This is a genomic window from Peribacillus saganii (assembly GCF_003429095.1).
GTDB lineage: Bacteria > Bacillota > Bacilli > Bacillales > DSM-1321 > Peribacillus > Peribacillus saganii.
Map to the genome: position 1 here is coordinate 14,258 of NZ_QVTE01000073.1, position 14,012 is coordinate 28,269.

Genomic DNA, 14,012 nt, shown 5'->3' on the forward strand with positions numbered 1-14,012 from the left:
AAGAACACCGAAAGGGTTGATACTATTAATAAACTAGTCTCTACCTCTCGCTGCCTAATAGGGATAGTCATTTCCAAACAAAATAGCCGTGCCTGAAAACGCTAGCTAGTTTATATTTACCTGTTTTGTTAGCAGCATGTATAGCAACTAATGATGAGTCCCATCCTCCTTGCTTTCATGTACCAGTTGAGAGTTTTTCTCAAATTCTCTTATTAATTCATCTGTAACATACCCTACGATGAAACTTTTCTTAGGCATAGTATGTAGGCCGCGTGCTGTAACGTGTGATTGTACAAAATAGATTCCGTCCGTCTTAAAGATATTTTTAACAGTGTAAATCCCTTCTTTTTCATGAGTAGCCTCTAAAAAAACACTTTTTTCTTCCTTATTTGCATCCCAGATCTCAAATTTCACTTCATCTGCATCTTTCACAGCTTCTGCTCCTTGTGTTACCTTGACCTTTAAATTAGTTTCTTCGTTGGGTTCAATTTTTTCTGGCAATTGGATATCTACTTCGACTATTTCTGGGGGTTGCTCCGTATTTGTGTTTTGCTTGTTCACGCAGCCTGCGATCATAACAGGTAGAATGGTTAATAAAATAAATGATAATCTCTTTCTCATAAACCGGCCTCCCCTATTCTTTTATTGTCTTAAGAGTTCTTTTATAGGATGTATTTTTCTAAAACAAAACGATCAATGAAGAAGCTGTTGATTTGTAACTGCCATCTTTAATACTCCTTCATGTCGTTAATCCAGTTTTTTGATGTCATTGATTATTTCGTCATAATGGGAGCTTTGAAATCCATAGTCATTTACGATTTTTCCATTTTGGTCAACTAAATATAGATTTGTGGCATGGATAACTTGATCAGAGGATTGAGGCTTTTGAACAAGGGTTTGAAAATGTTCTCTGGCAAATCTCTCTATTTCTTCTTGGGTATAGCCTGTTAACATATTCCAGTTTGAATCATCCTGAGTGAACTTCTCCAGATACGTCTTTAATTTGTCAGGTGTATCAACAGTTGGATCCACACTAAAAGATACAAGCTCTACTTCCAGATTTTCTTTTTGCAGCTTTTGTTGTATTTTAGCCATACTGGATGTCATTGGCGGACAGACAGTTTCGCAATTAGTAAAAATAAAATCCGCAATCCATACTTTGCCTTTCAGGTTTTCAGCTCCAAATGGTTTGCCATATTGATTCGTGTAAGTAAATGATTCCATTTCATACGGTTTGTTCTTATTTATCCCACAGGCAGAAAGAACAACAAAACTAAGTAAAAGTAACATTAGTGCAATTTTTTTCATAGCGTACCTCATTCCTATGCCCTTTTCTAATCCAGAGGCAATATATTAAAGATTTATAAAACAAGAATAAACAATAATTGTGAAGTTTTTGTGAGATGCTTGCTTATATTTTTCACACAAAAAAAGCCGGGTATAAGCCCAGCGGTTACGATAAAAGTGGTAACTTTATAGTGACAGTGGTACCTTGGATGGAATGACTTGTAATCGAAAAATGGCCACTATGCAATTGCACAATCTCCTTCACTATTGATAAACCTAAACCAGATCCACCAGTAGATCGTCCACGTGCTTTGTCTGTTCGAAAAAAGCGTTCTCCAATCCGGTTAATATCTTCTTCTTGAATAATGATACCCTTATTCGTGACTTCAAATAGCATCGTTTCGTACACTTCGTTCAATTTAATCTGAATTTCCGTGTTTTTAGTACTGTATTTAATCGCATTATCTACTACATTATAAAGAACTTGTTGAATTCGTTTGGGATCTCCAAAAATGATGAGGTCATCTTGAACACTCAGTTTTATATTCAAATTCTTATCGGTCACATGTATTTGAAAAAGGTCCAGAGTGTCAAACAGAAGCTGAGCAATTGCAATTGGTTCTTTTTCCAATATATAAAGATTTTCCTGAAGATGATTCAAATCAACTAAATCGTGGATAAGTTTGGTTAAACGATCTGTTTCTTTTTCAATCGTTATTAAATACTTTTCAGCTTCCTCGGGAGAAGTAAAGATTTGCTGCTTTAATGCTTGAGTATAACCACCTATGTAGGTCAGCGGTGTCCGAAGCTCATGAACAACGTTTGATATAAATTCCTTTTTTCGTTCCTCCTGCTGTTCCAGTGACCGGCTCATCGAATTAAACGCTTCTGCCAGTTCACCAACTTCATCCGTATTCTGCGGGTACAAACGGTTTGAGTAATTACCTGTTGAAACCTCCTTTGAAAAATTCCGTATGTCTGTGAGAGGCTGGAACAGGGATCGGCGAATTCTGTTAACCACCAAAAATAAGACAAGAAAATAAGCAGTACCTGTCAATATTAGAATTGGAATGCTTCCCTGGAATACTTCTTGTATAGCAGCAAGCGGAACATAGATATATATGTACCCAATGAGGGCCGTATCATTTTTGATAGGAAAAATTGCGCCAACTACTGTACGATCAAATTCCTTAACATAACCTTCCTTTAAAATATAATTGCCGTCGATCAATTGTTTTCGATCATCTATATTAACAAGGGCATCATCATTAATTTCGTAAGGAAAATAAGAGTATAAATCCTTCAATTTATCAACAACGATGATTTCATATTCTGAAACGACATTGTACCAATGAATTTTTTCAATAATTTCGTCACTTAAAGAACCATAATGATAATGAGAAGCTGTCCTTTCTCCTTGATAGATAACAGACTCCCGAATGCTGCTTAAATATAAATCCTTATAGAGAAAATGAAGAAAAAAGAAAGAAAAAAGAATCGTGAATCCAATGGTTACCAGGATAAGCAGCAGCACTTTTTGACTTAGGTTAAGTTTTATCTCCTTCAAGGGTTACACCTCAAATTTGTAGCCTATGCCCCACACTGTCTGAATGAGGCTTCCATTTTCCGTTAACTTGAGTCTTAAGGTCTTTATATGTGTATCAACAGTCCGTTCAGTTCCATGATATGTATCACCCCAAATGTATTGAAGAAGGTGTTCTCTGGAGAAGACTTTTCCTTTATTTTTGGCAAGTAAACTGAGCAGTTCAAACTCTTTCAAAGTTAAGGATATGGGACGTCCATTTACGTTTGCAGTATGAGATTGAGTGTCTATCTTTAAAGGACCAATAATTAACTGGTCGGATTGTTTTAGGGCAGTTTTAGCACGCCGTAATACAGACTCAATTCTAGCTAATAGTTCACCTGGCTGAAAAGGCTTGACAATATAATCATCTCCACCTAATTTAAGACCTTGAATTTTATCCCACTCTTCACCTTTCGCTGATAAAAAAATCATCGGTATATCATGTTCTCTTTTTAGTTCTTTAGCAAACGAAAACCCGTCCATAAATGGCATCATCACATCTACAATTAAGAGGTCGGGTATGCTTTTTTGGATCTTTGCCAAAGCGTCCGTACCGTTAACAGCTTCTACAACCCTATATCCTTCTTTTTGTAAGAAGGTGCTTACTAAATCCCTCATCGTTTCCTCATCATCTATAATCATTACTGTTATACTATTCAAACTTCAAGCCCTCGCTCTGTGCAGGAATTTATATATAAATAATACCTATTTTAACGGTGAAATGTGAAGTTTTTGTGAGATTAAGCAGACTTTAAAAAAATATATGATAGAGATACTATTTTGGTTGACTTGATATTTATAGATACCTACAATGAACAAGGTGCCAAGTTACACAGGTCCATAAATAAGCGGAGATTTTTTATAATGGAAGGATATTCTAATAAATGATCTTTAATCAAGGATGAGTGCATTCAAGGAGTTACATTATACGAGCAACACCAAAGAACCATGGAAACTTGAAAGGTTTTCCAAAACAAATAATTATGAGGTGATTCATTTGAAGTTCATTTTGCGTTTTTTGTTAGCTCTTTCTCTATTCACCCTTCCTACTTCTTCTTTTGCTCATACAGGAATCGAAAGCTCTAAGCCAGAAGCCAACTCTATTGTTCAGGAAGATACAAAAGAAATTACACTGTTCTTTGAAGGGAATATAGAAGATATTAGCACTATGGCTGTAACGGATGAAACCGGACAGGAATTAGAATTAAAAACTGTACATGTTAATGGGCAAACGATAACCGGGGAACTCGTGAATCCTCTTCCTAAGGGGAACATTCGCGTTGCCTATAATATCATTTCTGAGGATGGGCATCCACTGGAAGGTAATTTAGCTTTTCAAGTGGCCAATGAACCTTCAATTGCACCGAGCAGTAATGACGATGCCAAATCTCAAGATCAAACTGAGCCTGTAGAAAAGGAAAAAGAAGAATCAACTGCTGACCCTTCCACTACCGTCGACGATGACAGTGACACAAACGGTGTTTCACCATTGATAATAGTAATTGCCGCTGTGATTGTTATCGGAGGAATCATCTTAGTTATGGTAAGAAAAAGAAATAAATGACATGGCTCATTACGTTTTCAGATGCAGCTCTGTATTTTTGTTATTCCTTGTTGCTTGGCAGTTGTCTTTTAGCTTCTTTACATGAAAATAAGAGAGTACCGATTGATTTTTCAAATCGGTTTCTTGTGATACTGGCAATGCTTATTCCATTGCTAGCATTTGTTCCAGTGTTGGAAATCCTTATTAGATTTTCGGCTAATCGAGAAACTTCAGTCGTGATCACAAGCGTTTTATTGCACTCAAGAACGGGAACAACTTGGCTGGCGGTATTGACTGTCTCCATTTTTTTGGTGTTATTCCTCGTAAACATGGACATTCATACTTCTAGAATGCACGCTGGAATTATACTATTATGGATCATTTTGCTTGCATTTATAATATGTTGGTCTGGTCACATTGCTTCTCTATCTCCAATTTGGGGTTATTTGGCGAATACGCTGCACTTCATATCTATGGCATTTTGGACAGGCGTATTATTAATGATAAGTTGGAAATCAACAGGTGACTCAAACTGGGATGTATTTAGAAAATGGTTTACACCATTCGCACTCACTTGTGTATTTTTGATTCTCCTCGCAGGTATTATCCTCATGGAATATACTGTTCCTGAGTACTTGAATTCCTGGCTTTTGCCTTATGGAGAAGCACTTTTATTGAAGCATTTGTTGTATGCATTAGTATTAATTTTTGGTTTCATTAATGGATTTGTTCAAAAAAAACAAATGAATAAAAATTGGCTAAGAGCTGAAAGCGGTTTATTATTAATAGTATACATAGTCACTGCGTTTATGAGTCAATCTGTGCCGCCAAAGGATGTGTCTTACACAATTGATACGGCTGGAATTAGCCCTATTATAATGGCTATTACCGGTGATGAATGGGATTCTCAATATTCCGTCGGACTAGCCTGGAACCTTAAAATGATGATATTTGTAGGAATTTCAATCCTTATTACGGTGTCAATGTCCCAGGTGTATGAACATAAAACTAGACCATACCTGTTCGCATTGTTTGGCTGCCTGTTGGTACTTGCACTATTTTTCACTATTTTATTATCAATTGTACCGTTAACTTAAAACATTCAAAGCATCCTTTACGTTTTAATATAGACCAATAGGATGCTTTCCTAACTAAACTTTTGTTTTCCCAAAGATGATGTTTATCCCCATTGACTAATATTTATTTTATCGTCTTCCCCCTCATTTTCTTTGCATATGGAAAGAGTTTATTCTTTCTCCACTATCTCTAATTTTCTTTCATGTTTTTACACTCCTATAAAAATAGTCTTCCTCTTCTTTAATTAACCGTTAGCTTTATATAAAAAAGCCGCAGATATTGGCAAAGCACGCGTATGTTCAACAAGAATAGGTTCCATTTATTTAGAAACTGTAAAAGGAACCTGAAAGTAAGATATTAAGAAAAAGATAATGAATAAGGATATCAAATATGCTCGAAAAGGATAATAATGATGCAACGCAATGACCGAGAACATAACTAAGTCAAATAAAAATGAATACGAAAATTGCCATCCATTCTGATAAAAAATTCTCCCAAACACAAATAAAATCCATTCAACGGTAATATAAATTCCAGACCAAAGGAATATATAAATCAGTCGGTGAAACCACCTCTCGGGGAAATGGGAGAGATAAAGAAAGATACTAACAGGCATAGTTATAAGAGCATAAACAATTACCGTCATATCATGTCCATATAACAAATCAGGTTTGAACTTCCATAAGGTAAAGTCCTTTACAATGTATTCGTAAAGCAGCCCCCCTGTGGCAATAAAGAGCATACTTGCATGGTAATCTCTCCAGGTTCTCCAATTTCCCCACTTAAAAGAAGCCAAAATGGTTAGAATGGCAATTGCAACGTGCATATATCATCACCCTTTCGAGTGTTTTTCAAATAGTTTGCTCCTTTTACTCCTTTGTATGTTCATATTAGTTGTGTAAAAAGCCGAGGCAAGAAATTTTAGGAAGTATATTTCAAAACATTAGTCAAATAAAGAAAGCTGCCAAAATGACAGCCCGATCTTTACACAGGCACCCGTTCGTGAAATATTGGAAATATATCCTTTTAATAGAAAACTGTTATTCCTACATAACACAGCTAAGAAAATAGTCAATAATATGAAATAATATCCAAACCCCATCACTATATCTAAATGAATTGGAATCGATTGGTTTTCTCAGATGATTTGGAACAACCTTTCCGCCTAATAGTTCCAATTATAGATCCACCATAAGATATAACTGTCCCACTTTAAAGCTGCGACAAAACACTGCTATTAATTGAGGTTTTTTCCTTATTCCAGCCAAACCTCAGCTAACATAAGCCTAAAAGGTTGTTCTCCTTCTTCACAGAGTTTCCGAAAGAATTCGACTATTCGGGGATGTTTAAAAAATTCAATAATTTTCCAATAATTCTTCCTCCGAGGTTTTCATGATACCTGCAAGGATTTCAATGCGTCCTACACCAAATGACGTTTCTTCATTTAGCAATTGTATATCTAACTTTTTAAATGATACACCTTCATTTTTAAACAATATTGATGTGTTTGCGATGTGTATTTTTACGCTGATGAAATCATATCTTGTTAGTGACCGTTAACCTAGGAGGCGAAATAATTGAATTTAAATGAAAAAACGTATCGAGAGTCATTATTTAATTGGTGTGAAGATATCGAAATAACATGGGAATCTGTTCGAGAACAATTATCAAATATCGACGAACATAGTCTACAGGAATGGGAAGACACCTTCTTTTCATTTAAAAATGAAGTGGAATCGGAAAATCGCATATTTAATCATCAAGAATTAAGTATGAAAGCAACATCCTTATATGACAAGCTTACTGGCTTCATAAACCAAGCTGAACTGTTATCTGATCAGGACGAAGAGGAAAGAATTCAAGTCGTCCCAATTGGGGGACATCGATTACCCCCCCTTCCCTATCCTTATAATGCTTTAGAGCCTGTGATCTCAGAAGAAATCATGAGATTACATCATGATAAACATCATCAAAGCTATGTAGACGGACTTAATAAAGCAGAATTAGAAATGCAAAAAGCACGTGAAAGTGGAAATTTTAACTTAATTAAGCATTGGGAAAGAGAAGCAGCATTTCACGGTTCTGGTCACTATTTACATACAATTTTTTGGAAAATTATGAGTCCGCAAGGAGGGGGTAAACCATCAGACCAGCTAAGCAGAGCAATAACTACTGCATTTGGAAGCTTTGAAAAATTTAAAGACCAATTCTCCCAAGCAGCAAAAAATGTTGAAGCTGTTGGCTGGGCGATTCTCGTTTGGGCCCCTCGAGCACATCGTTTAGAGATTTTAACAGCTGAAAAGCATCAAAATCTGACTCAATGGGATGTCATTCCATTGCTTGTTCTAGATGTTTGGGAACATGCCTATTATCTCCAATATAAAAACGAACGAGCTAAATATGTTGATAATTGGTGGAAAATAGTTAATTGGAGGGAAGTGGAACAACGATTCAATCAAGCCAAAACGATCATGTGGCAACCCTTTTAAAACCAATATAATAAAAACGGAATCACGTCTCCTTTTTCACTTAGTTTCGAAAAAAGTTAGTATTTTTCTTTATCTATGTTTTTTAATTAAACCTGACCCTTTTGTTCATTAAGAAGTTCATGAAAATAGTGCGGAATTCCTTCCTGGATTTCCGCACCTTTAGCATAAAAAAGAAATATTCGCTCCAGCTCATTACAGCGGAGTCAAGGTACTTTCCTGACCACTTGATTAATGGTTCGGTTTTCGATCAAAACGCACCCCGTTTTATGGATTTATTCAGGTAAAACTATTGATCGTAGTGTTGGGCTATTTAACTGTGCCTATCCATAAAAAACAAAGCGAAGAATAAAAAAGGAAAAACCTTGACTGGGATCCATCCCCTGTTCAAGGTTTTTCGTACTAATATGGGTGTTGTCTATCATGATTGTTTAGAATATCTTTTGTCGATCCCGTTCTTCTTTTAAGATTTCTACCGCTTCCCTGAACCTTAACGAATGGACGATTTCCCGCTCCCTTAAGAATCTTAGCGAATCATTGATGTCTGGGTCATCAGATATATCAATCAGCCACTGGTAGGTTGCACGAGCCTTTTCCTCGGCGGCTATATCTTCATAAAGATCAGCAATCGGATCGCCTTTTGCTTGGATGTATGCAGCGGTAAAAGGAACACCAGAAGCGTTTTGGTAATACAATGCACTATCATGGTTTACATAATGGTCTCCCAGTCCCGCATCCCTCAATTGCTGAGGTGTTGCATCCTTTGTGAGTTTATAAATCATCGTAGCAATCATTTCCAGGTGCGCAAATTCTTCTGTTCCAATATCAGTTAAAAGGCCAATTACTTTATCAGGAATCGTATAACGTTGGTTTAAATAGCGCAGAGCTGCCGCCAGTTCGCCGTCTGCTCCCCCATATTGTTCAATTAAGTATCTTGCAAGTGTAGGATTACACTGGCTTACTTTCACAGGATATTGCAGTTTCTTTTCATATACCCACACACTAAATCCCCCCTTAAACCTGCCATGGCCATGGGCTTTGTTTCCATTCCCATCCAGGTCCTATCGGTACCGTATTGTTTCCATACTGCAATAAAGGCCCATAGCATGATTCAAATTGCCGTTTCAGCTGCTTGCTGTATTGGGCATACTGATTGAACTGATTTAAAGCCTGTTCATCGCTTGGATGTGTATCAAGATACAGGGTGAGCTCCACCAGTACGAAGTCGGCAGCCTGTATTTGACCGAGCAGTTGATAATATTCTTCATCGATCTTAATAGCCACCTTACGACTTCCTTTCTCTGTATGGATTTTCATAGTAATCATACAATGGCTTCCACAACGTTCCGCGCATTAGTGCTTCATACGGAGAAAATTGCTCAAGGTTCGGAGGCTGGAAATTCATATATAGATTAGGGGGAGTCCTATAATATTTAATTCCTATTGGAGGGCAAGGATCAAATCGGCCATGAAATGGTTTAAATGCTTTTACTTGTGTATAGGCAGGATATCGTTCTTCCATTTTTAATTCTCCTTTCGTATTAATTGAACTATTTAAAACTTATGTAAAGAGAGTTTGTCTATATGCATTCAAACAAAAGTAACTTCTGCAAAAATCAAATGCAGAATTCTATTGCTCCCTGAGGTAGTTGTCCAATCTAAATTCGTAAGAGTAACATAACTTACATTACAGTCACCTTTCCAGACAGATTTAATTTGTTGTTTTCAAACCAATAATGAATCTAATAGAAGCAAAGGAGGTTTTTAATTTGTTTCCCAGAAGACAGGAAAGAGGCCCAACACCCCCCATTTTTTCTTTGGGCCCAGTTCGTCGTCCCCCAGTACAGCACACTACCCACAATTTTCTCTCCCAATTTCGTACAAGTGACGGAAGTTTTGATTTCGCAAAGATTGCAGGGACTGCTCAACAAGCTATGGGTATGTACAACCAAGTAAAACCCTTAATAGGTCCCTTCATAGGTTTTGTCATTACAAAAGCCCTTAAGAAATAATCTTTGACAGAAAATTTCTTACAGGGTTTTCCCAATGTATCGAATGGGCACTTACTTTTAGAGAAGTCGCAAAATTGAGCGTCTTTTTCCTTGTTCATCTAATTTACCTGATCCATCGTTATACTAACTTTTAATATTAATCTTCAGATTAGTATTAAGGTTATTGAACAATTGTATGAGCCATACGAGGATTAATACTAACGGCAAGCCCTCTGGAAATGCTGGAATCACATGCTTTAAACCCAACTAAAATTATAGTAGGCCACTCCTTGCAGAAAAAAAGAAGCAAGAGCGGAAGAAAAAAAGGGTATCCAGTAGATTTGGATGCCCTTTTCGCATAGTTAATTATCATTGTGCTATTGATTGTCAACCAACTGAATGAAAGTCGATGTTCGGATAATTGGGGATCATTCGAATTCCTCCATTGCTCATGTAGTCAATAGCACGACATTAATGAATCAAGAATTACATGGTTTTAACAGTACTTCAACTTTTATAACTTCCTGAACTTTATTCAGACACCATAGATGGATAAATTTCATAAATATATGGAAAAAAGAGGTGGTAATATTATGTATTACCTTGATCCATATGCTCAATTTCCAATAAATAGACAATATCCTTCAGTAGACATCGGAACGTTTGAGCATTCGGTAACTGCCTTTCAACAAACTGTTGTCGAAGCCAGCAGTATACTTAGAAAGTTTGCTGAACCTCAATTTGCTCGTAGGTTGATGTCTGCAGCCCAGACAGGAAATCGCCAGGAAGTGGATCGATTAGTTAAATCAATAGGAACAAGTACACCTGTTACAACTCAATTCACTCCTACTGGAATTTTACTAACTATTCATGCTCAGGCTCAAGGTTCACAATGTTGCACCTTAACTATGTTCCTTAGATGGGGAAACTAGGTGTATAATCGTCCGGTTACGAAAGATTTAAAATTTGTCCTTTCTAATGAATACCAAATAATTGCCTTTTTAATGATTAAGCTGACCGAATTTTTAACACTATTTTTTAAAAAATTAGGCAGCATACGATCTACCGCCAGTTTTTGTTGAGTTGTACACAAGAGTAATAAGATCAAAACTAAAAAGAACTAGCCTCCGATTCAAACTACTAGGGACACGGAGATTAGTTCTTGTTATTAGAGGATATTTTAGTCTAATTCACATTTTCCTTCAATCAATCAGCCGTTCTACTCCTTAGGGATTTGACAGCCATCGTCATCACAAGTAGCTCCGTCTTGATTGTTTAATAAGGTGAGTTCATCCTCTGAGATAATTTTTTTCAATGCCTGAACAATGACCTCGGTTGGCTGGGCACCAGTAAGGGCGTATTTTTTATTAATAAGGAAGAATGGCACACCGGTGATGCGATACTTTTGCGCTGTTTGTTCATCAGTGCGGACGGCGTCAGCCATCTCATCACTTGAGAGCATTTTTTCTACCGCTTCCCGGTTCAACCCCACTTCTACTGCTAACTCCGTTAATGTTTCATGATCTCCTATGTGTTTGGATTCGGTAAAATAGGCACGTAAGATCCGTTCGGTCATCTCTTTCATTAAGCCCTGAGTTTTAGCATACATCGTTACACGGTGAGCATCAAAGGTATTCGTTAAAATAAGGGTATCCATCTGATAATCCAATCCTATTTCCTTCGCCATTTGCACCATGTTTTGTGTATTCGCTTTTGCTTGAGCTATACTCATGCCATATTTCTTGGCTAATAATTCGTACATGTTTTCTTTTATATCCCGTTGCATCGTCGGATCCAATTCGAAGCATCTATACGTTACTTCAATTGGATGGTCAATCTGCTTAATGGCGTCATCCAGACGCCTTTTGCCAATATAGCAGAATGGTCAAGCAAAGTCCGTCCACATTTCAATATGCATATTATTTTTTCCCTCCAATTCGATATTCTCCTAAAGTATAGAGGTTAAGCTTGTATTTTACACGAAATGTGACTCGGTGCCTGCACTCTCTGAGTTTTCCTTTTCACAGGTTGTCCGCCCAAAAACTGAAGTAGATAAGTTACATGATGTAATGTTGAGAAGTGAACTTATTCATTTTGTTGGATTGGTTACCTTCTATCGGTGTGTCAGGTAAATTGAAAAGAATAAGCCACTACAAATCGTAGCGGCTCTTTAAGTAAAACAAAACCCTGCGTTAATTAATGAAGAAGTTACTTGGAGAGAAAACTATTTCTTATTAAACTTGGCATGATAGTATAAATAATCCACTTTCTTCTTTGTACTCATTAATTGAGACGCTAAAACTGCTGTATATACAGTGGTTAAAATTAATCCTCCAAAAGCAATGCTATATAATGAATTACCTGTTCTCTGTCCACTTACTAAATTTCCTTCTTTTCCATCATTCATTTTTTACACCTTCTTCGTTTTAAGTTTTAATACTGTTATTTATGCTACAGCGGAGTATTAATTATTCTTAACAAAAAAAGACAGATAACCAAACGAGCTGCAACAGATGATTTCTCTACCTAATAGTAAGAAAAGTTTATGAAGGTATCACCACTTAACGTAAAAAAAAGAAAAGGTTATTTCCTGTCCAATTGGCAATGTTAAAGATAAATGGCATACGGAAAGGAAAGAGGAGCATCATGAAGAATAATTTTATTATAAGCTTAATAATAATCTTTACCATTATTATTGCGGGCTGTACAGATGAGAAAGACTTAGCCAACACTGGAAATAAAGAAGAACAGCATCCTCCTGAAACAGGACCGGAACACCATGATGAAAATGAAGAACACGACCATCATGCCCATGGTGATCTGCTTATAGAGTTTGATACACAAAGCAGCTTCAATGCAAATGAAGAAGCGATGTTAGCCGCACATATCCTTCATGACGGTCTTCCATTACAAGAAGCTAACGTGAAGTTTGAAATTTGGCAAGAAGGCAATGAAAGCCATAAATACATTGAGGCCGATGAAGAGTCACAAGGTGAATATCATGCAAAGACAATATTTCCAGAACCTGGTACATACCAAGTTAAAATTCATTTGGAAAAAGGCGATGAAATTCATGACCATGAGCAGAATACAATAGACATTCATTAGCCGGAATTTATGTTATTTTATGAAAAAGTACACCGCCGCGAATTTTTTTAATTTTTTCCTTCCCCGGGATAAATGGCTCTTAAATGTATTGAGCTTTAACTCAAGGATATCGGACGCCTCCTGATAGTGAAGATCATGCATTTTTCCCCTTTTCTCTCCCTCTTCCCCTCAAATTTTACAAATAACAATTTCTAGGCTACCTAAGCATAACCCTTCTGTTTACTTTTAAGCATGTAATTTTCCTTACCTCTACCATAGTTGAATTTAAAAATCCTGAACAGTATAAGAAAAGAGAGTGAATTATTTTTCACTCTCCCAGATTGTCGACAAAAGGGGTTCGGAATGGTCTCATCCCGAACCCCTTTTTAGTGATTATTTCTATTTTTGCTTATTTTGAGTTTGAATGGACCTCACTTAGCTTATTTATTAGGCCATTTCTGGACCTTGCCATGTCCAGTTTGCCATCTTCTTCAAATTCATGGCAGCGGAAGTAAGCATCGCCTGCATCGACAATTACTTGCCTTTACGTGTGTTGAATCAATGAAAACGTGCTCGGCACTGATCAGCTTCTTGTCGGCTGCCGTCTTAAGGATTCGGTAGAAAATCTGTTCAAACATTTCTGTATCTTTAAAACGGCGCTCATAGTTCTTGCCGAAAGTGTAGAAATGGGGCACCTTGTCATGGAACCCATAGCCCAGAAACCACCGGTAGGCCATATTGGTTTCTGTCTCCTTGATTGTCTGCCGCATAGAGCGAATGCCAAATGTATATTGAATGAAGGTGAGTTTAATCAGGATAACAGGGTCAATGCTTGGGCGGCCCACCTCCGAATAGACATCCTTCACCAAGTCATAGATAAATGAGAAGTCAAGGGCTGCTTCCATCTTACGGGCCAAATGGTCCTGTGGGACAAGCTGGTCTAAAGTAACCATCTC

The 14,012-nt window shown here is 37.0% G+C and carries 18 protein-coding genes and 1 pseudogene; 6 read left to right on the forward strand and 13 right to left on the reverse strand.

What is annotated here, in order from left to right; genetic code table 11:
• Positions 1-147: 147 nt before the first annotated feature.
• The 4 genes from D0469_RS20390 to D0469_RS20405 all read right to left on the reverse strand — a co-directional run bounded on the left by D0469_RS20390 (position 148) and on the right by D0469_RS20405 (position 3,532).
• Positions 148-621, reverse strand: coding sequence for a FixH family protein (locus D0469_RS20390; RefSeq protein WP_117328554.1), 474 nt, complete (start codon positions 619-621; stop codon positions 148-150).
• A 126-nt stretch (positions 622-747) separates the two neighbouring features.
• Positions 748-1,320 carry an SCO family protein gene (locus D0469_RS20395; RefSeq protein ID WP_325048988.1) on the reverse strand — a complete coding sequence of 191 codons (573 nt, stop codon included), beginning with the start codon at positions 1,318-1,320 and terminating at the stop codon, positions 748-750.
• Positions 1,321-1,453: 133 nt separating this feature from the next.
• The gene (locus tag D0469_RS20400; RefSeq protein WP_117328556.1) at positions 1,454-2,854 is read right to left on the reverse strand and encodes a sensor histidine kinase; all 1,401 of its coding nucleotides are present in this window, start codon (positions 2,852-2,854) and stop codon (positions 1,454-1,456) included.
• Positions 2,855-2,857: 3 nt separating this feature from the next.
• Positions 2,858-3,532, reverse strand: coding sequence for a response regulator transcription factor (locus D0469_RS20405; RefSeq protein ID WP_117328557.1), 675 nt, complete (start codon positions 3,530-3,532; stop codon positions 2,858-2,860).
• A 337-nt stretch (positions 3,533-3,869) separates the two neighbouring features.
• On the opposite strand from D0469_RS20405, the gene D0469_RS20410 reads away from it, so the two are divergent.
• Entirely contained in the window at positions 3,870-4,436 is a 567-nt protein-coding gene (locus D0469_RS20410; RefSeq protein ID WP_158553608.1) for a copper resistance CopC family protein, read from the forward strand.
• Between the two features lie 40 nt (positions 4,437-4,476).
• Here D0469_RS20410 and D0469_RS20890 read toward each other — a convergent pair whose 3' ends face one another.
• Positions 4,477-4,746 carry a hypothetical protein gene (locus tag D0469_RS20890; protein ID WP_142919218.1) on the reverse strand — a complete coding sequence of 90 codons (270 nt, stop codon included), beginning with the start codon at positions 4,744-4,746 and terminating at the stop codon, positions 4,477-4,479.
• A gap of 169 nt (positions 4,747-4,915) precedes the next feature.
• Here D0469_RS20890 and D0469_RS20895 point away from each other — a divergent pair, with 169 nt between their 5' ends.
• Complete coding sequence (locus D0469_RS20895) at positions 4,916-5,512, forward strand: CopD family protein (protein WP_142919219.1); 597 nt, start codon at positions 4,916-4,918, stop codon at positions 5,510-5,512.
• 299 nt (positions 5,513-5,811) lie between these two features.
• On the opposite strand, the gene D0469_RS22035 is transcribed toward D0469_RS20895, so the two are convergent.
• Positions 5,812-6,318, reverse strand: coding sequence for a CBO0543 family protein (locus D0469_RS22035; RefSeq protein WP_117328560.1), 507 nt, complete (start codon positions 6,316-6,318; stop codon positions 5,812-5,814).
• Positions 6,319-7,069: 751 nt separating this feature from the next.
• Here D0469_RS22035 and D0469_RS20425 point away from each other — a divergent pair.
• On the forward strand, positions 7,070-7,981 hold the full coding sequence (locus tag D0469_RS20425; protein WP_233523131.1) for a superoxide dismutase: 912 nt from the start codon (positions 7,070-7,072) through the stop codon (positions 7,979-7,981).
• Between the two features lie 428 nt (positions 7,982-8,409).
• On the opposite strand, the gene cotJC is transcribed toward D0469_RS20425, so the two are convergent.
• Genes cotJC through D0469_RS20440 form a run of 3 tightly spaced genes read right to left on the reverse strand, consistent with a single transcriptional unit; the run spans position 8,410 to position 9,500 of the window.
• Positions 8,410-8,979 carry a spore coat protein CotJC gene (gene cotJC / locus D0469_RS20430; protein WP_117328561.1) on the reverse strand — a complete coding sequence of 190 codons (570 nt, stop codon included), beginning with the start codon at positions 8,977-8,979 and terminating at the stop codon, positions 8,410-8,412.
• 13 nt (positions 8,980-8,992) lie between these two features.
• Positions 8,993-9,262 carry a spore coat protein CotJB gene (locus D0469_RS20435; protein WP_117328562.1) on the reverse strand — a complete coding sequence of 90 codons (270 nt, stop codon included), beginning with the start codon at positions 9,260-9,262 and terminating at the stop codon, positions 8,993-8,995.
• A 1-nt stretch (position 9,263) separates the two neighbouring features.
• On the reverse strand, positions 9,264-9,500 hold the full coding sequence (locus tag D0469_RS20440; protein WP_117328563.1) for a spore coat associated protein CotJA: 237 nt from the start codon (positions 9,498-9,500) through the stop codon (positions 9,264-9,266).
• Between the two features lie 214 nt (positions 9,501-9,714).
• Between D0469_RS20440 and D0469_RS22210 the strand changes: the two genes are divergently transcribed.
• Both D0469_RS22210 and D0469_RS20450 read left to right on the forward strand, forming a co-directional pair.
• The gene (locus tag D0469_RS22210) at positions 9,715-9,990 is read left to right on the forward strand and encodes a YppG family protein (RefSeq protein ID WP_117328564.1); all 276 of its coding nucleotides are present in this window, start codon (positions 9,715-9,717) and stop codon (positions 9,988-9,990) included.
• Between the two features lie 572 nt (positions 9,991-10,562).
• A complete protein-coding gene (locus D0469_RS20450) occupies positions 10,563-10,901 on the forward strand; it encodes a hypothetical protein (RefSeq protein ID WP_117328565.1) in 339 nt (112 codons plus the stop codon).
• Between the two features lie 287 nt (positions 10,902-11,188).
• Here the strand turns inward: D0469_RS20450 and D0469_RS20455 are convergent, their stop codons facing one another.
• Positions 11,189-11,842 carry a DsbA family oxidoreductase gene (locus D0469_RS20455; protein ID WP_267897326.1) on the reverse strand — a complete coding sequence of 218 codons (654 nt, stop codon included), beginning with the start codon at positions 11,840-11,842 and terminating at the stop codon, positions 11,189-11,191.
• Positions 11,843-12,193: 351 nt separating this feature from the next.
• Entirely contained in the window at positions 12,194-12,376 is a 183-nt protein-coding gene (locus D0469_RS20460; protein WP_117328566.1) for a hypothetical protein, read from the reverse strand.
• Positions 12,377-12,615: 239 nt separating this feature from the next.
• On the opposite strand from D0469_RS20460, the gene D0469_RS20465 reads away from it, so the two are divergent.
• Positions 12,616-13,077: a FixH family protein gene (locus D0469_RS20465; RefSeq protein ID WP_158553610.1), complete on the forward strand. Its 462-nt coding sequence runs from the start codon at positions 12,616-12,618 to the stop codon at positions 13,075-13,077.
• A 12-nt stretch (positions 13,078-13,089) separates the two neighbouring features.
• Here D0469_RS20465 and D0469_RS20470 read toward each other — a convergent pair whose 3' ends face one another.
• Positions 13,090-13,218 carry a sigma factor-like helix-turn-helix DNA-binding protein gene (locus D0469_RS20470; protein WP_117328568.1) on the reverse strand — a complete coding sequence of 43 codons (129 nt, stop codon included), beginning with the start codon at positions 13,216-13,218 and terminating at the stop codon, positions 13,090-13,092.
• A gap of 374 nt (positions 13,219-13,592) precedes the next feature.
• Positions 13,593-14,012: pseudogene (locus tag D0469_RS20475) on the reverse strand (transposase); the annotation flags it as partial.